The organism is Actinophytocola gossypii, assembly GCF_025165815.1.
Classification (GTDB): domain Bacteria; phylum Actinomycetota; class Actinomycetes; order Mycobacteriales; family Pseudonocardiaceae; genus Actinophytocola; species Actinophytocola gossypii.
This window is the reverse complement of the sequence record NZ_JAFFZE010000019.1, coordinates 46,577-63,227: the sequence shown is the minus strand read 5'-3', so window position 1 is coordinate 63,227 and position 16,651 is coordinate 46,577. Positions and strand designations below refer to the sequence as shown.

General features: G+C 72.9%; 16 protein-coding genes. 5 read left to right on the top strand and 11 right to left on the bottom strand.

Annotated features, from left to right (window positions below; all coding sequences use genetic code 11):
• The first annotated feature begins 22 nt into the window (after positions 1–22).
• Both JT362_RS25630 and JT362_RS25625 read left to right on the top strand, forming a co-directional pair.
• A complete protein-coding gene (locus JT362_RS25630) occupies positions 23–2,050 on the top strand; it encodes a PhoX family protein (RefSeq protein ID WP_260194304.1) in 2,028 nt (675 codons plus the stop codon).
• 19 nt (positions 2,051–2,069) lie between these two features.
• Positions 2,070–2,744 carry an SDR family oxidoreductase gene (locus tag JT362_RS25625; RefSeq protein WP_260194303.1) on the top strand — a complete coding sequence of 225 codons (675 nt, stop codon included), beginning with the start codon at positions 2,070–2,072 and terminating at the stop codon, positions 2,742–2,744.
• 38 nt (positions 2,745–2,782) lie between these two features.
• Here JT362_RS25625 and JT362_RS25620 read toward each other — a convergent pair whose 3' ends face one another.
• The 11 genes from JT362_RS25620 to JT362_RS25570 all read right to left on the bottom strand — a co-directional run bounded on the left by JT362_RS25620 (position 2,783) and on the right by JT362_RS25570 (position 13,561).
• Entirely contained in the window at positions 2,783–4,090 is a 1,308-nt protein-coding gene (locus tag JT362_RS25620) for an amidohydrolase family protein (protein ID WP_260194302.1), read from the bottom strand.
• Between the two features lie 22 nt (positions 4,091–4,112).
• The gene (locus JT362_RS25615; RefSeq protein WP_260194301.1) at positions 4,113–5,159 is read right to left on the bottom strand and encodes a nitric oxide synthase oxygenase; all 1,047 of its coding nucleotides are present in this window, start codon (positions 5,157–5,159) and stop codon (positions 4,113–4,115) included.
• A gap of 59 nt (positions 5,160–5,218) precedes the next feature.
• Positions 5,219–6,979: a PH domain-containing protein gene (locus JT362_RS25610; protein WP_260194300.1), complete on the bottom strand. Its 1,761-nt coding sequence runs from the start codon at positions 6,977–6,979 to the stop codon at positions 5,219–5,221.
• Positions 6,976–7,464, bottom strand: coding sequence for a PH domain-containing protein (locus JT362_RS25605; protein ID WP_260194299.1), 489 nt, complete (start codon positions 7,462–7,464; stop codon positions 6,976–6,978). Before JT362_RS25605 ends, JT362_RS25610 begins: the two co-directional genes overlap by 4 nt.
• Entirely contained in the window at positions 7,457–8,089 is a 633-nt protein-coding gene (locus JT362_RS25600) for a TetR/AcrR family transcriptional regulator (RefSeq protein WP_260194298.1), read from the bottom strand. The genes JT362_RS25605 and JT362_RS25600 overlap by 8 nt, the downstream gene beginning before the upstream one ends.
• A 48-nt stretch (positions 8,090–8,137) precedes the next feature.
• Entirely contained in the window at positions 8,138–8,770 is a 633-nt protein-coding gene (gene trmB, locus JT362_RS25595; RefSeq protein ID WP_260194453.1) for a tRNA (guanosine(46)-N7)-methyltransferase TrmB, read from the bottom strand.
• 77 nt (positions 8,771–8,847) lie between these two features.
• Complete coding sequence (locus JT362_RS25590) at positions 8,848–9,486, bottom strand: hypothetical protein (protein WP_311202754.1); 639 nt, start codon at positions 9,484–9,486, stop codon at positions 8,848–8,850.
• Positions 9,487–9,799: 313 nt separating this feature from the next.
• On the bottom strand, positions 9,800–10,561 hold the full coding sequence (locus JT362_RS25585; RefSeq protein WP_260194296.1) for an ABC transporter permease: 762 nt from the start codon (positions 10,559–10,561) through the stop codon (positions 9,800–9,802).
• 5 nt (positions 10,562–10,566) lie between these two features.
• Positions 10,567–11,532 (bottom strand): ABC transporter ATP-binding protein, encoded by a 966-nt coding sequence (locus tag JT362_RS25580; RefSeq protein WP_260194295.1) that lies wholly within the window; start codon positions 11,530–11,532, stop codon positions 10,567–10,569.
• A gap of 199 nt (positions 11,533–11,731) precedes the next feature.
• Positions 11,732–12,388: a response regulator gene (locus JT362_RS25575; RefSeq protein WP_260194294.1), complete on the bottom strand. Its 657-nt coding sequence runs from the start codon at positions 12,386–12,388 to the stop codon at positions 11,732–11,734.
• An 18-nt stretch (positions 12,389–12,406) separates the two neighbouring features.
• Positions 12,407–13,561, bottom strand: a complete 1,155-nt coding sequence (locus JT362_RS25570) for a sensor histidine kinase (protein WP_446014137.1) — start codon at positions 13,559–13,561, stop codon at positions 12,407–12,409.
• A 145-nt stretch (positions 13,562–13,706) separates the two neighbouring features.
• Between JT362_RS25570 and JT362_RS25565 the strand changes: the two genes are divergently transcribed.
• Genes JT362_RS25565 through JT362_RS25555 form a run of 3 tightly spaced genes read left to right on the top strand, consistent with a single transcriptional unit; the run spans position 13,707 to position 16,651 of the window.
• Positions 13,707–14,621 (top strand): hypothetical protein, encoded by a 915-nt coding sequence (locus tag JT362_RS25565; RefSeq protein WP_260194293.1) that lies wholly within the window; start codon positions 13,707–13,709, stop codon positions 14,619–14,621.
• Positions 14,618–15,067 carry a GntR family transcriptional regulator gene (locus tag JT362_RS25560; protein WP_260194292.1) on the top strand — a complete coding sequence of 150 codons (450 nt, stop codon included), beginning with the start codon at positions 14,618–14,620 and terminating at the stop codon, positions 15,065–15,067. The genes JT362_RS25565 and JT362_RS25560 overlap by 4 nt, the downstream gene beginning before the upstream one ends.
• A gap of 3 nt (positions 15,068–15,070) precedes the next feature.
• A complete protein-coding gene (locus JT362_RS25555; RefSeq protein WP_260194291.1) occupies positions 15,071–16,651 on the top strand; it encodes a dynamin family protein in 1,581 nt (526 codons plus the stop codon).

The following is a 16,651-nucleotide window of genomic DNA, read 5'->3' as shown; positions in this document are numbered from 1 at the left end:
CCCGCTGACCTGGAGGCTTCACGTGCCGTTCACCGAAAAGTCACGTTTCCTTCCCATACTGCCCGCCCATCCCGGTGGCCGGGCGGCGGTCACCTGCCGCTACCGCTGCGGCGACGCCTGCTCGCACGAGGCACCGAACACCTCGGACAACCCGTACTTCGGTGACGTCGTCCGCGGTGCGGTCGACCGGCGGAAGGTGCTCAAGGCGGGCGCGGTGCTCGCGGTCTCCGGCGCCGTCCTCGACGTCGGGGTCGCCGCCGCCTCCCCGGCCGGGCACGGGTCCGGCCTGCGTTTCGAGCCGGTGGAGCCGAACACGCTGGACGCGGTCGTGGTGCCGCGCGGCTACGAGCAGGACGTGCTCATCCGGTGGGGCGACCCGGTGCTGCCGGGCGCGCCGGAGTTCGACTTCGCGAACCAGACCGCGGCCGCGCAGGCCATGCAGTTCGGGTTCAACAACGACTACTGCGGGCTGGTCCGGGTGCCCCGGCGTGGGCACCGGGACCGCTGGCTGATGGTGAACAACCACGAGTACACCAGCGAGTCGTTCATGTTCCTCGGCTGGAACGACGACGACCCGACCCGCGAGCAGTTCGAGATCGCGCTCGCCGCGCACGGGCTGTCGGTGGTGCTGCTGGAGCAGGACCGGCGCGGGCGCCTCGAGGTGCGGCTGGACCGGCACTACAACCGGCGGATCACCATGACCACGCCGTTCGACGTGCGTGGGCCCGCGGCCGGCTCGGATTACCTGCGGACCTCGGCCGACCCGAGCGGCACGGTCGTGCTCGGCACGATGAACAACTGCGCCGGCGGGGTGACGCCGTGGGGCACGATCCTGTCCGGCGAGGAGAACGTCAACCAGTACTTCGCCAACGCCGACGCCGTGACGGATCCGGTGGCGCGCGAGCGGCTGGCCCGCTACGGCTTCCCCGGCGGGGAGACCACCCGCAAGTGGGAGCGGTTCGACCGCCGCTTCGACCTGGCGCGCGACCCGAACGAGGCCAACCGGTTCGGCTGGATCGTGGAGATCGACCCGCTGGAGCCGGAGTCCAACCCGGTCAAGCACACCAACCTCGGCCGGTTCAAGCACGAGGGCGCGAACGTGATCGTCGCCCGCGACGGCCGGGTCGTGGCGTACATGGGCGACGACGAGCGGTTCGAGTACCTGTACAAGTTCGTCTCCGACGGCCGCTACAAGCGCGGCGACAGCCGGTACGCGCGGGAGCACAACAAGCGCCTGCTGGACTCCGGGACGCTGTACGTCGCCAGGTTCACCGGCGACAGCCCGACCTCGGAGATCGACGGCTCCGGCGAGCTGCCCGCCGACGGCGAGTTCGACGGCAGCGGCGAGTGGATCCCGCTGGCCGGCGGCGACCGGTCGTTCGTCGACGGCTTCACCGCCGAGGAGGTGTACGTCTTCACCCGCCAGGCCGCGGACGCCGTCGGTGCCACGAAGATGGACCGCCCCGAGGACGTCGAGCCGAGCCTGCGGACCGGTCGGATGTACGCGGCGCTGACCAACAACACCGACCGAGGCCCCGGCGGCAAGGAGGGCCCGACGGAGGTCAACCCGAGGGTGAACAACCGGCACGGGCACGTGCTGGAGCTCGAGGAGCACCGCCGGGACAACACGGCGGAGCGGTTCTCCTGGCAGCTGCTGCTGGTGTGCGGGGACCCGGAGTCACCGGACACGTACTTCGGCGGGTACGACAAGTCCCAGGTCAGCCCGATCTCGTGCCCGGACAACATCGCCTTCGACGACCGGGGCAACCTGTGGCTGTCCACCGACGGCAACGCCCTCGGCTCGAACGACGGCCTGTTCGCCGTGCCGGTCGAGGGCCGCGAGCGCGGGCATGTCAAGCAGTTCCTCACCGTGCCCGCCGGCGCGGAGACCTGCGGCCCGATCATCCGGGACGACTTCGTCCTGGTGTCGGTGCAGCACCCCGGCGAACTGGACGGCGCGAGTGCGGACAACCCGCTGTCGCACTGGCCGGACGGCGGCGACAGCCAGCCAAGGCCGTCGGTGGTGGCGGTGTACGAGAAGCGGCGGTGAGCACTCGTAAGGTGAGTGCATGAGCCCCTTGGCGTTGATCACCGGAGCGTCCCGAGGCATCGGCGCCGCCGTGGCCGAGTCCCTGGCCGACAGCCACGAGCTGCTGCTGGGCGGCCGGGACGAGGCGGCGCTGACCGCCGCGGCGTCCCGGCTGCCCGCGGCCCGCCCGTGGCCGGTCGAGCTGACCGACCACGCGGCGGTCGCGGCCGCCGTCGAGTCGATCACCGAACTGGACGTCCTGGTGCACAGCGCGGGCGTGCTGCGCATCGGCGCGCTGCCGGACGTCGATGCGGCCGACTGGCGCGACTCCTTCGAGGTCAACGTGACCGCGGTGGTGGAGCTGACCCGCCTGCTCCTGCCCGCGCTCCGCGCCGCGTCCGGTCACGTGGTGCTGGTCAACTCCGGCTCCGGCCTGCGCGCGAACCCCCGCTGGGGCCCGTACGCGGCGAGCAAGTTCGCCCTCCGCGCCTACGCCGACGTCCTCCGCGCCGAGGAACCCGGCCTCCGCGTCACCTCGGTCCACCCCGGCCGCACGGCGACCGACATGCAACGCGCCGTCCGCACCTTCGAACAGGCCGACTTCGAACCCGACCAGTACATGGCCCCGTCCTCGGTCGCCAAGGTCATCCACACCGCCATCACCACCCCACCCGACGCCCACGTCCACGAGATCGTCATCCGCCAACGCCCCTGACCCGCGAGTCGTACGTTCCCGTCGCGCGAGTCGTACGTTCAGCGCAGCCGCCGGGTCACCGCCCCGGCCGCCGCCTGCGCACGCGCCCGCTCCACCCGCGTCGGCTCCCGGTCGGCGACGACCTGCTCGCCCGCCACCCAAACATCCCGGACCAGCCGCGCCCCCGCCGCCCAGACCAGGTTCGCCAGGAGGTGCTCGTCCGCCACGTCCAACCCCGCCGCGAACGCCGGGTCGTCCACCTCGACATGCACCACATCAGCCCACCGTCCCACCTCCAGCGCGCCGATGTCCTCCCGGCCCAACGCCTCGGCCCCGCCCCGGGTCGCCAGCAGCAGCACGTCCGACGCCACCAAGGCCGCCGAGTCCATCGCCGACACCCTGGCGAACATCGCCGCCAGCCGCATCTCCTCCCACAGGTCCAGGTCGTCGTTGCTCGCCGGCCCGTCCGTGCCGAGGCCGACCGGCACCCCCGCCGCCCGCAGGTCCGCCAGGCGGGCGATCCCCGACGCCAGCTTCGCGTTCGACCCCGGGCAGTGCGCCACCCCGACCCCGTGCTCGGCGAACACCGCGATGTCCTCGTCCGACAGGTGCACCGCGTGCGCCGCCAGCACCCGGCCCCCGTACAGCCCGACCTCGGCGAGCAGCCGGGGCACCGACCCGTACCGCTGCCGCTGGGTCGCGTCCTCCTTCGCCGACTCCGCCACGTGGAGCAGCACCATCGCGTCCCGGGCGCGGGCCGCCTCGCCGACCATCGTCAGCGCCTCCGGCGGCAGCATGTACGCCGAGTGCGGCGCGTAGGCGATCTCGATCCGGCCGTCCGCGTAGAACCGGCCGTCGACGTCGATCCGGGCGCTGATCTCGTCGAGCTGCGCGCGCCAGCTGAGCCCGGGCAGCTCCACCACCGCCGGCCCGACCACCGCCCGCTGCCCGGTCGCGGTCAGCGCGCGGACCAGGTGCTCGGCCTGGAAGTACTGCTCCACGCTCGTGGTGATCCCGCCGCGCAGCATCTCCACCGAGCCGAGCACCATGCCGGCCTCGATGTCCGCCGGGGTCAGCCGCGCCTCCGCCGGCCAGATGATCTCCTGGAGCCAGCGCAGCAGCGGCAGGTCCCCGCCCATCCCGCGCAGCACCGTCATCGGACTGTGCGCGTGCGCGTTCACCAGCCCAGGCAGCAGGATCCCGGGCAGTGACCGGACCGGCAGCGCGTTCGCCGGCGCGTCCGTGCGCGGCCCGCAGTGCGTGATCCGGCCGTCGGCGTCCACGTCGACGACGGCGTCCCGCAGGACCGAACACGCGGGGTCACAGGGCAACACGATCGGGGCATGAAAGCGCACGGGAGAAGGCATGCCGGCGATCCTGCCAAACGCGTTACCGCAGCGGCTCGTCGTCCCACGGCACGAACGCGGGGCGCCGGACACCGCCGGTCGCGGGCAGGAAGCCGTCCACCGAGTGCTCGATGGTCACGCCCGCCGCATCGAACGAGTGAACGACCGCCCGGTTGAGTTCCACGATCGCGCGATCCCGCCACAGTGTGCGTTCGGTGCGCGTGTCCAGGCCGAGCCGCTCGGCGATGTGCCGGCCCAACCCGTACGCGGCGTCGTCGGCCAGCACGTCCTCGCCGATCGCCTGGCAGATGTAGACGCCGTTGTACGGGGCCGCCGGGTAGGTGATGCCGCCGATGTGCAGGCGCATGTTGCTGATCACCGGCACCGCGTGCCAGCGCAGGCCGAGGTCGACGAACCACGGCAGCTCGGGGTGCTCCAGCGGCACCTCGCGCACCACGTCCCTCGGCAGCGGGTGCAGCGACATGCCCTCGTGTGCGGTCTCCACCACCAGCGGCAGCTTGTCGAACGCGCTCCGCCCGGTCGGCGGCCGCCACCCCAGCCGGCACACCGCGGTGGTGAAGTCGACGTAGCGCCGGTCGCCGAGCACCCGGTTCGGCTCGGCGTACCCGGCGTAGCGGACCAGCTGGTCGTTGCGCAGGCGCGGACCGGGCCGCCACGGCGTGTCCGGCGCGAACACGCTCACCATCGGCCGGACCTTGCCGTCGTTGGTGGACATCCGCAGGTGCTGCACGCACTGCGCGGCGACCTCGGCACTGTCCCGGACCTCGCGCAGGTCGCGCACCAGCAGCCCGCGCCACGGCACGTCGGCCGGACACCACCCGCTGTTCCGCAGCGCCAGCCGCGCGCCGAACGCCAGCTCGGCCGGCTTGTGTCGGTAGGTCCCGGTCGCGGCGATCTCCGACCGGACCTTGGCCAGCCGCTCCTCCACCTGGCCGGCCTTGGGTCGCGCCCGGTGGAACGCCCGCAGGAACTCCTCGGCCTCCGCGTACGGCGACCGGCCCGCACGATGCGGGGGCGGGGTGACGAGCGGTGGGGAGGACGTCGTGGCCTCGTCGCGCAGTGCGGTCACATCTGTGGATATCGGTCCCGCTGGGGTGCGACTCAATTACCTCATCGTGTGGCGTCGACTCAGGCGGCACTACCCACAGTCGACGACGAAACCGGCATTTCGCCCCGGTACGGGGTGAGCAGGCCCGGCACGGTGGCGTCCGCGAGCGCCACCCCGTCCGCCACGAGCAGGTCCGGCGCCGGGTAGACGCCCGCCCCGGCCGCCGTGGTCGTCCGCAGGGTGACCAGTCCGAGCCGCCGCTGCAGTACCGACTGCCGGAACGCCACCCCGATCACCGCTCCGCGCCGCAGCACCACCGTCGTCCGGTTCAGCCCGTGGCTGGTCACCAGGTGCTGGCCGACCAGCGCGTGCCCGAGCGACCGGTACGCCAGCACCGCGAGCCCCAGCGCGACCGGCACCACCCCGACCCCGGCGAGCCACCACGAGCCAGGCGCGAACCACCACAGCCCGCCGGTGAGCAGGCCGCTGACCAGCACCGCCCACCCGAGCCGCCGGCGCAGCGCGGCCGGCGGGTGCGCGCGTAAGGGGGTGGCGAGCGGCCGGTCGTCGCGCAGCACCGCGCCGGCCACGCGTCGAGCGTCCGCCATCGGCGCCTTGGGCAGGATCGTGCTGGCCCCCGTGGTCCACGAGTTGGCGGTCAGCCCGGTCGACACCACCGAGGTCTCGGTCGCCGTGCTCCACCGCCAGGGCAGCGGCTCCCGCAGCTCCACCCCGCGCAGCCGCGCGTCGTCCCGGTCCACCCGGCGGGTGCGGAACAGCCCGTGGCTGGTGCGCAGCACGGTCCCGCGCGGCCCGTCCGCCCGCACCAGGCGGAACCCCCAGTGCTCCACCACGAACGCCGTCCCCACCCCGATCACGCCGACCACCCCCGCGGCCAGCACCGCGACCACGACCGTCCACCCGGTACCCAGCGCCCCCCAGTCGGCCAGCCCGGCCACCACGCCGGCCAGGTCGACCCCCACCGTCGAGCCGAACCAGTACGCACCCCACCCCAGCCCCGCCGCGGTCAGGAACGCCCACACGGTGAACGCGTTGTACGGCACCCACGCCCACCGGAACGTCGCGAGCACCCCGTCGCCGCCCGCCCCCGGAACGGTCCTTGTCGTGGTCCCCACGCCGGTCGGCTCCGGCTTCGCCCTGAGCCCTGCCTCCGCGCCGCCCGCCCCCGACGTGGTTCCTGTCGCGGTCCCCGCGCCGGCCGGCTCCGGCTTCGCCGCACCCCCTGCCTCCGCGCCGGTCGGCTCCGCCGTGGTTCCTGTCGCGGTCCCCGCGCCGGTCGGCAACTCGTCCTGCAGCCGTGCCGCCGTCGCCGCCGACACCGCGTCCAGCCGCAGCGAGGCCGACCCGCCGGTACGGTCACCGGCCCGGACCGCCACCACCCGCAACCCCGCCAGTCGGTGCCGCAGCCGCGCGGTGGTGTCGACGCTGCGGATCCGGTCCCGCCGAACCGACCGGTGCGACCGCACCAGCAGCCCCGACCGCACCTCCACCCGCTCCCCGGTGATCCGGTACCGCGTCTTGAGCCACCGCAGCACGTCCGCGACCGCCCCGACCACCCCCACCGCCCCGACGACGGCGACCGGCCACAGCACCGACCCGTCCACCACGCCCCCGAACACGACCGGCGTCACCACCATCGGCACCAGCGACAGCAACACCCGCACCAGATCGACCCAGATCACCCGAGCATCGAGCCGCTCCCACCGTGCCGACTGTTCGCTCCGACCGGTGGCGGCTTCGTCGCCGTTCGGGAAGGTGGGTGGCGGGGTGGCCGGCTCGTCGCCGCCGCGCCCGCGGTGCTCGTCGGTCCCGGCGCTCACGTCGCGTCTCCCGGGGTCGCCTGGGTGATCTCCGCCAGCTCGCGGGCGACCGTGTCCGCCGTGCGGTGGTCGAGGCCGACCAGGGTGATCGGGCCGGCCGCCGACGCCGTGGTCACCGTGACCGTGGCGAGGCCGAGTGCCTGCTGCACCGGGCCGCGCACCGTGTCCACCGTCTGCACCCGGGAGATCGGCGCGATCCGCCACTCCCGCACGAACCACCCGCTGCGCACGTACACCGCCTCCCCGGTCACCTCCCACCGGTGCACCGCGTACCGCCACGGCGGGGCCAGCACCAGGTGCACCAGCCCCACCCCCAGCGCCACCAGCAGCACCGGCCCGAGCACCCCACGCCACGGCGTGATCAGCAGGTACCCCACCCCGAGCACCCCGCCCACCACCACCGTCACCGCGGCCGCCCGCAACGCCCACCAGCCCATCGCCCGTCGTTCCACCCGGTGTCGGGGCGCGACCAGAACCTCAGCCATGTCTCCTCCGTCCGCGGCCGGTACGCCGCACGGCCAGTGCGAACGTCTCGGCCAACTCCTCGGCGTACCGGCCCGCGTCGGTCTCCGGCCGGGAGTACAACTCCCTCGGCGCCGCCTCGAGCGCCGCGTTCAACGTGACCGCCATCAGGTGCGGGTCGAACGCGCGGAACTCGCCGTGCTCCTGGCCCTCCCGGAGCAGCCCGGCGAGCTGGTCCACCGAGACGTTCCGGTCGACCGCGGCCCCGCCGCTGGCCGGCGCGTTCTCGGCGATCTCGCGCAGCGCGTACATCTCCGTCCGGTGCTCGGCGCAGAACAGCACCAGCCCGCGGATCATCGCCCGCAGCGCGTCCAGGTAGCTCCGCGCGCCGGCCGCGCGTTCCTCGATCGCCTCGTTCATCGCGGCGCCGATGTCCGCCGCGACCTGCGCGATCAGCTCGTCCTTGCCGGCGAAGTGGTACGAGATCAGGCCAGGGCTGATCCCGGCCCGGCCGGCGATCCGCACGAACGACGACTTCGCGAACCCCAGCTCGGCGATCGTCTCCACGGCCGCGCGCACGATCTGCGCACGCCGCGCCTGCTCGATGAACGAGCGGGTCTGTTCGCCCGACTGGTTTTCTGGTCGCACGACCAAAACTCTAGCCAAGCGAACAGGCAAGTCGCAAGAAATCGGGCATTACCGGCGTTCGAAGATCAGATCCCGGCTCACCCGCCCGGCCTCCTCGGCCCGGCTCTCGAACTTCGTCAACGGCCGCCACGACGGACGCGGTGCCCAGCCGTCGTACACGTTGCGCAGCAGCGGCTCGGCGGACAGCACCTCGAGCATCTGGTCCGCGTAGTCCGCCCAGTCGGTCGCCAGGTGCACCCGCCCACCCGGCTCCAGCCGCGACGCCACCAACGCCACGAACGACGGCTGCACCAGCCGCCGCTTGTGGTGCTTCTTCTTCGGCCACGGGTCCGGGTAGAAGATCCGCACCCCGTGCAGCGAACCCGCCGGCACGTGCCGCTCCAGCAGCACCACCGCGTCCCCGCGCAGCAGGCGCAGGTTCGACAGGCCCAGCTCCTCCGCGCGCATCATCAGCTGCGCGAGCCCCGGCGGATACACCTCGACCGCCAGGTAGTTCAGCTCCGGCGCCGCCTCCGCGAGCCGCGCGGTGGTCTCACCCATCCCGGAGCCGATCTCCAGCAGCACCGGCGCCTCGCGGCCGAACCAGCCCGCCATGTCGACCGGCCCGGGCGGCAGCTCGGTGACCTCCCGGCCCAGCCGCGGCCAGTGCCGCTCCCACGCCCTGGCCTGGCCGACGGTCATCCGGCCGCTGCGGTTGACGAAGCTGACCACCGTTCGGCGGCCGGTCAGGTCGGGTGCGTCCACCCGGAGGAGCCTAGTTAGACCGGCCCCATCGACTCGATGTGGGCGAGGTTCGCGCGCAGGTCGGGCAGCCCGGCGACCGCCACCGGGGCCGGGGTCTCGCCGGTGTGCACGCGCAGCACGTCGATCCAACCGGCATGGCGGGCGGTCAGGATCAGCGTCGTCGGCATCCCCGGCTCGGTCAGCTTGCGCTCGGACGGCACGTACTCCCAGTACCCGGACGAGCCCTCGGTCGCCCACGGCACGAACACCCAGCCCGGCCGCGCGGACAACAGCTTGGCCACCCGGTCCTCGACCGCGAAGCCCTCGGCGCGGGAGGTCAGGGTGCCGGCGGCCACCGCGCGCAGCCACCAGGGCGCCGGCGCGTGCGGGTCCGCGGCGCGGATGGTCCGGTACAGCGCCAGTACCTGCGCCTCGGGCGCCCGGTGCAGCCACGCCCGCCGGGTCTCGGCCGGCGTCGTGGCGTCCTCGGCGCCCCACATCTCGATGGCCTGGGACCACTGCAGCCCGATCAGGGGCTCGACCCGGACGCCGTCGAAGCTGGGCGGGGAAGACGAGTTGGACGACGAGTTGGACGATGGGTTGGACGAGCGTCGTTGCTCTACCGCCGCCGGAGTGGCGGCTTCGGGAAACGGGCCGGTGTCAACCACCGTCACAAGTCCACCTCCAAGGACACCCACATATGCAGTTAGCCGGACCCCCCCATGTCGATATGACCCGAGAACCGAGGATATGTCCGCTTGCTGTGTCCGGGGTCACGATGGCTTAACGTGGTCTTAATCGCGCCGGCTGGTGTACTGCGCGTGGCCCCGTCCATGCGGAGTATCGACAATCGGCGACAAATCGTTACCAGCACGCGTAGAGCCCGGGTCACCTCCCCCGAAGAGGTGACCCGGGCTCATCCCCTGGCTGCCGCGCCGCCGGTGCGACGTCCCCACGGCGTCCCGGCCGGCGCGGCGTTGGTTCTCCCTACGCGTCCCGCCGGTTCGCGGCGAACAGCGAGACCGCGAGCAGCGCGACGGCGATCGCGACGAAGTAGGCCAGCGCCCACCACGGGCTCAGCGTCGCGGCCGACGGCGGCGGGCCCTCGGCGACGGCCCGGGTGGTCGGGTCCGGGTCCCCGGTGAGGAACTTGTTGGCCACGTAGAACGGCATCCACTTCTGGATGTCGGTCCCGATGTTCGGGATCAGCGCGACCAGGCTCTCCACCAGCTGGCTGTAGATCAGCACGATCGCCACCGCGCCGGCCGACTGCCGGACCAGGACGCCGATCGCCAAGGCGAACACCGCGGCCGCCGCGTAGACCAGGCCGACGCCGGCGGTCGCCCGCCACTCGAAGGCCGTGTTGATGGCCAGGTCGGCCTCCGGCTGGATCAGCTTGGACACGGCCACCGAGCCGAACGACGCGAGCACGCCGACCGCCGCGGCGAACACGGCCACCACGGTCGTCTTGGCCAGCAGGGTGGCGGTCCGGTTCGGGATGGCCTGGAAGGTCGCCCGGATGGTGCCGAAGCGGTACTCGGTGGTGATCGCCAGCGTGGCCATCACCATGATCACGACCAGGCCGAAGCTGTAGCTGAACTGGCTGGAGGCGATCGTCGGCAGGTTCTCGGTGTCGACCCCGGCGATCATCGCGGCGAAGCCGATGGTGATCGCCAGGGCGGCGACGGTGCACCACATCGGCGAGCGAGTGGTGAACAGCTTGATGCGTTCGACGGCGAGCAGAGTCATGGTCGTCACTTCCCAGCGGGCTGGAGGTCGGCGGCCGCGGCCCGGAGCGCGGCCTCGGTGTCGGCGTCGGTCCCGGAGGCGTGGTACTCCACTGAGTCGCCGGTCAGCTGCATGAAGGCCTCCTCGAGCGAGCCGCGTTGCGCGCTCAGCTCGTGCAGCACCGCGCCGTTGGCCGCGGCCAGCTCGCCGATGTCGGCGATGTCCATTCCGGACACGACCAGGCTGTCGCCCTCGTCCCGGACGGTCGCGCCCTGCTGGCCGATGGCGGTACGCAGCAGCCCGAGTTGCGGGCTGCGCACGGTCACCTTGTTCTCCGCGGCCCGTGCCACGAAGTCCTCGGTGCTGCACTGCGCGATCAGCTTGCCGCGCCCGATCACCACGAGCTCCTGCGCGGTGAGCGCCATCTCGGAGAGCAGGTGGCTGGACACGAACACCGTGCGGCCCTCGTCGGCCAGCCGGTGCATGAACCGGCGGATCCACAGGATGCCCTCGGGGTCCAGGCCGTTCACCGGCTCGTCGAACAGCAGCACCTGGGGGTCGCCGAGCAGCGCGGCGGCGATGCCGAGCCGCTGCGACATGCCGAGCGAGAACCCGCCGGCCCGCCGGTTGGCCACGTTGGTCAGGCCGACCGTGTCGAGCACCTCGTCCACCCGCGACATGGGAATCCGGTTGGACTTGGCCAGCCAGCGCAGGTGCGCGCGGGCCGAGCGGTTCGGGTGCACCCACTTGGCGTCCAGCAGCGCGCCGACGACCCGCAGCGGGTTGTGCAGCTCCCGGTACCGCTTGCCGTCGATCCGGACGCTGCCCTCGGTGGGCGCGTCCAGCCCCAGGATCATCCGCATCGTGGTGGACTTGCCGGCGCCGTTCGGGCCGAGGAAACCGGTGACCCGTCCGGATTGGACGGTGAACGACAGGTCGTCGACCGCGACCGTCTTCCCGTATCGCTTGGTGAGGCCATGTGCCTCGATCATGCTCTCTCCCTGGTTCAGGTCTTCGTCCCCGTTGCCGCCAATGGTGCTGGCGCGACGTGTCCCCGCACGTCCACCCGTGGTCCCCAGTCCGGGTCAACTTCCGGGACTAGCCTCCGTCAACCGAAAGGCTGGCGGAATCGGTTGACACCCTGAGTCGACCCTGATTCGCGGTCGGACTCAGGTAGGGGGATCCCCGACCTCAGTGCTCGCCGGGGCGCACCAGGCCGGTCTCGTAGGCGAGCACGACCGCCTGCACCCGGTCCCGCAGGTCGAGCTTGGCGAGCACCCGGCCGACGTGCGTCTTCACCGTCGCCTCGGACAGGAACAGCTTCCGCGCGATCTCGGTGTTCGACAGGCCCTGCGCGATCAGCAGCAGCACCTCGCGCTCCCGGTCGGTCAGCACGTCCAGCACGGCCGCGTCCCGCAGCTGCCCGCCGGCCGCGCCGAGGAACCGGTCGAGCAGGCGGCGGGTGACGCTCGGCGAGACGACCGCGTCGCCGCTGGCCACCGAGCGCAGCGCGTCCACCAGGTGCGCCGACGGGGTGTCCTTGAGCAGGAACCCGCTCGCCCCGTTGCGCAGCGCGGACAGGGCGTACTCGTCGAGGTCGAAGGTGGTCATCACGAGCACCTTGGCCAGACCGCGCTCGGTGATCCGCAGGGTGGCCTCGACGCCGTCGAGCACCGGCATCCGCACGTCCATCAGCACCACGTCCGGACGCAGCGACGCGGCCAGCTCCACGGCCTCCGCGCCGTTGCCTGCCTCGCCGACGACCTCCACGTCCTCCTGCGCGCCGAGCACCATCCGGAACCCGGCCCGCATCAGCTCCTGGTCGTCGACCAGCACCACCCTGATCACGCGGCCCAAGGTAGCGGCTCAGTCCGTCGTGAGCGGAAGCCGTGCCCGGACCTGCCAGCCGCCGTCGGCGCTCGGCCCGGCCTCCAGGCTGCCGCCGAACACCAGCGCCCGCTCCCGCATGCCGATCAGCCCGTTGCCGCCGGCCACCCCGACCAGCGTGCGCATCGCCGCCCGCCCGTCGTCGGAGATCTCCAGCTCCACGGTGTCGGCGGTGCGTTCCACCCGGACCAGCGCCTGGGTGCCGGGGCCGGCGTGCTTGAGCGAGTTGGTCAGTGCCTCCTGCACGATCCGGTAGATGCCGAGCCCGATGCCGGTCGGCAGCTCGTCCAGGTCGCCGACGAGCTCCAGCCGGACCGGCAGCCCGACCCCGCGCACCCGCTCGGCCAGCTCGGCGAGCGACTGGGTGCCCGGCTGCGGGGTGCGGCCGCCGCCCTCGTCCTCGCTGCGCAGCACGCCGAGCAGCCGGCGCAGCTCGGCCAGCGCCTCCCGGCCGGTCTGCGAGATCGTCCGCACCGCGCCGTCGGCCAGCTCCGGGTTGCCGTGCACGGCGTAGGCGGCCCCGTCGGCCTGCACCACCATCACGCTCACCGCGTGCGCGACCACGTCGTGCAGCTCGCGCGCGATCCGCGCCCGCTCCTCGGCCACCGCCATCCGCGCCTGGTGGTCCCGCTCGACCTCCAGCAGCGAGAGCCGCTGCTCGACCTCCGCGTGGTAGGCCCGGCGAGCGCCGACGAACTCGCCGAGCAGCCAGGACAGCGCGAGCAGCATCGCCGCCATGATCAGGGTCAGCACCACGGACTCGCGGTCCTCGTACTGCAGCGGGGTCTGGATGCCGGTGATCAGCGCGTTGGCCACCAGGAACGCCGTCGCCTGCCGGCGGCCGACGTAGACGACCAGGGTGTACAGCGCGATGCACGCGGTCGCGAAGCTCGCCACGCCGAGTTCGAACACGGCGTGCGGGATGCCGCACAGCAACGTCAGGAACGCCGCCGCCACCGGGTACTTCCGGCGGAACACCATCGGCGCGACCACACCGACGACGATGGGCACGCCGATGTACCACGGCTCCGGGTCCATCCCCGGGGCGAACGCCGCCGCCACGTAGATCATCACGTCGAACAGCAGGATCACCAGAGCGATCAGGCTGTCCCCGACGATCGGGTGCCCCTTCATCCACATGCTGAGGCGCCGCACGGTTCGAGCGTAAACGGCCCGGCCGCTCCCCGGCGTCCCGCCGCGGTCGCATCCTCGGTCAGCCCGTGGGTGGATGCCGTGCTAGCTTTGTATCAAGCTTCCGGTACAAACGGGGTGATGGCGCGTGCAGCACTGGCTCTCGAACACGTTCCTGCCGACGGTCATCGCGATCGTCGTGATGCTGGTGGTGCTGTGGCCGACCCGGCAGGGAGGCACCCGGCTGCTGCGGAACTGGGGCGTCCCGGAGCCCGCCGGGCAGCAGGTCGCCGAGGCGGTCCGGTACCTGTGGCAGCGCAGGCGGCTGATGGTCGTGCTGTTCGTGGTCGTGCCGACGCTCGCCGACCTGGTCGTGCCCGCCTTGGCGGATGGCACGGTGATCGGGATCTTCGTCCCGCTGTTGGCCGCCATGCTGATCGCCGAGCTGATCGCGACGCTGCGCCCGGTGAGCGGGGTGCGGTTCGCCTCGCTGGGGCCGCGCCGCTGGCAGGACCTGGTGCCACGCTGGGGGGTGGTCGCGTTCGCCGTGCCGGCCGTGCTGGCGGTGGGACTGTCCTGGCTGGCCATCGCCGGGCAGACGTGGGCCGACGCCTACGCCGCGGCCCTGCCGCCGAACGACGACCAGCGGTGGATCTCCGCCGACTACCGCGCCGAGATGACGAACGACACCGGGTGGTTCACCCTCGGCAGCGCGGTGCTGTGCCTGGTCGTGGTGGCGACCCTGGTGCACCTCGCCGTGCGGCGACCGGCGGTCCCCGACGCCGCCGTCGACGCGGCCCTGCGCGCCCGCACCGCCCGGGTCGCGGTGGCGGTCGGGATCGGCTGGCTCGGCGTCGCGGCGAACGCCGCCGCGCAGCGGATCGTGTTCCTGACCGACCTGAACGTGTCCAACGGTCAGCCGCTGCCGGAGCGGCCGGACTGGCTGAACCCGGGCCTGGGCGACGTCATGAACGCCCTGATGCTGGTCGTGCTGGCGGCGGCGCTCGTGTGCTGGATGTGGCTCGCCGTGCCGTCCCGCCGGTCGCTCGCACACGCCGGATGAGCGCTCCCCGCATCGTCGTCGACCCGGACAGCGGGGTGGCGCCGTTCCGCCAGGTGCGTGACCAGCTCCTGCACCTGGTGCGGACCGGGGCGCTGCCGGTCGGTGCGCGGCTCCCGGCGATCCGTCAGCTCGCCGGCGACCTCGGGCTCGCCGCCGGCACCGTCGCCCGGGTCTACCGGGAGCTGGAGGCCGACGGCGTGCTGCGCACCGCCCGCCGGGCCGGCACCGTGGTCGCGGCCGTCCCGGCCGGTCCGGCCGACCCGCTCGGTGCGGCGGCCGCCGAGTACGCCGCCAACGCCCACGCCCTCGGCGTCGACGCGCACGCGGCCGCCGCGGCGGTGCTCGCGGCCTGGCCGGCCGGTGTACCAGGAGAACCCGAGGACCCGGCCCGGGCCGCCGGCCGGTCATGGCACGATTCGGGGGCAGGCCGCCTCGAGGGGAGTTGACACGTGACGACGGCTACCGAGCAGCAGCACCTCGCCGGTCCGTTGTCGGCAGCCGTCGCCAACCTGTGCACCCGGCTGCAACCCCAGGTGTCCGCGCGCACCGCCGCCGGGTTCCGCGAGGTGCTGCGCCGGCTGTCCGCGCCGCTGCAGGTCGCGGTCGCCGGGCGGATCAAGTCCGGCAAGTCGACGCTGGTCAACGCGCTCATCGGGCGCCGGGTCGCGCCCACCGACGTCGGCGAGTGCACCCGCCTGGTCACCCGGTTCCAGTACGGCACCGTCGACCGGGTCGAGCTGGTCTTCGACGACGGTCGCAAGCAGGTGCTGCCGTTCGACGCCACCGGCATGATCCCGAACGACCTCGACGTGAACTTCGACGAGGTCTCCCACCTCGAGGCGTACCTCACCAACGCGGTGCTGCGCGACCTCACCGTCATCGACACCCCGGGCCTCGGCTCGCTGGACGACGCCTCGGTCAAGCGCACCGAGCAGCTCCTCGGCGCCGCCAAGCACCGCAAGCCGGACGAGGACGGTGACAAGGACGCCGACCAGCCGGACGAGCTCGACCAGACCTCCCGCAACGCCGTCGCCGGCGCGGAGGCCGTGCTCTACGTCGTCACCCAGGGCGTGCGCGCCGACGACCAGCAGGCGCTCGCCGCGTTCACCGCGGCCACCGCGAGCCGCGAGGCCGGCCCGGTGAACGCGATCGCCGTGCTGAACAAGGCCGACACGATCACCCCGGAGTCGGTCACCGGCTCCGACGGCGACGTGTGGAAGGCCGCCAGCCTGCTCGCCGAGAAGCAGGCGCAGACCCTCAAGCCCCGCGTCGCCGACGTCATCCCGGTCATCGGCCTGCTCGCCGAGTCGGCCGAGTCCGGCGGATTCACCTCCGCCGACGCCGACGCCCTCCGTCAACTGTCTACTTTGGATGACGCGACGTGGGAGACCATGTTGATGTCCGCGGACATCTTCACCACCTGGGAGTGCGACGTGCCGGCCGGCACCAGGAGCAGACTCCTGGAGAAGCTCGACCTCTACGGCATCCGGGTCGCGGTCGACGCGCTGCGCGCCGACCCGGAGCTGACCGCGGGCTCGCTGCGCCGCACCCTGCTCGGCGCCTCCGGCCTCGCCGGCGTGCGTGCCCGGCTCGACGCGGTGTTCCGGGCCAGAGCCGACGGCATCAAGGCCGCCGCCGCGCTCGCGTCGGTCACCGCGCTAGCGCACGCCTCCGGCGACCCCGGCGAGCGGCAGCGGGTGCACGACGCCATCGAGGTGCTGCTCGCCAAGCCCGAGGCGCACCAGCTGCGGCTGCTGGAGGCGCTCACCCTGGTCACCTCCGGCGCGGTCGCGATGCCCGAGGACCTGGCCGAGGAGGTGCTGCGGGTGGGCAGCAGCGCCGACATCGGCGAGCAGCTCGGCATGAAGGGCCGCCCGCACAAGGAGCTGTCCGCCTACGCCCTGGAACGGGCCGGCTGGTGGCGCTCGTTCGCATCGTTCGGTGCCACACCCGCGCAAAGCCGGGTCGCGCACGTCGTGCACCGCGCATACTTCCTGATCTGGCAACAACTTCGCGAACAGGCGGGGTGA

Excerpts from the sequence above, each read along its gene's own strand:
- JT362_RS25625 (WP_260194303.1), top strand. The coding sequence starts at position 2,070 with ATGAGCCCCTTGGCGTTGATCACCGGAGCGTCCCGAGGCATCGGCGCC.
- JT362_RS25570 (WP_446014137.1), bottom strand. The coding sequence starts at position 13,561 with ATGAAGGGGCACCCGATCGTCGGGGACAGCCTGATCGCTCTGGTGATC.
- JT362_RS25620 (WP_260194302.1), bottom strand. The coding sequence starts at position 4,090 with ATGCCTTCTCCCGTGCGCTTTCATGCCCCGATCGTGTTGCCCTGTGAC.
- JT362_RS25580 (WP_260194295.1), bottom strand. The coding sequence starts at position 11,532 with ATGATCGAGGCACATGGCCTCACCAAGCGATACGGGAAGACGGTCGCG.
- JT362_RS25585 (WP_260194296.1), bottom strand. The coding sequence starts at position 10,561 with ATGACTCTGCTCGCCGTCGAACGCATCAAGCTGTTCACCACTCGCTCG.
- JT362_RS25605 (WP_260194299.1), bottom strand. The coding sequence starts at position 7,464 with ATGGCTGAGGTTCTGGTCGCGCCCCGACACCGGGTGGAACGACGGGCG.
- JT362_RS25560 (WP_260194292.1), top strand. The coding sequence starts at position 14,618 with ATGAGCGCTCCCCGCATCGTCGTCGACCCGGACAGCGGGGTGGCGCCG.
- trmB (WP_260194453.1), bottom strand. The coding sequence starts at position 8,770 with ATGACCGTCGGCCAGGCCAGGGCGTGGGAGCGGCACTGGCCGCGGCTG.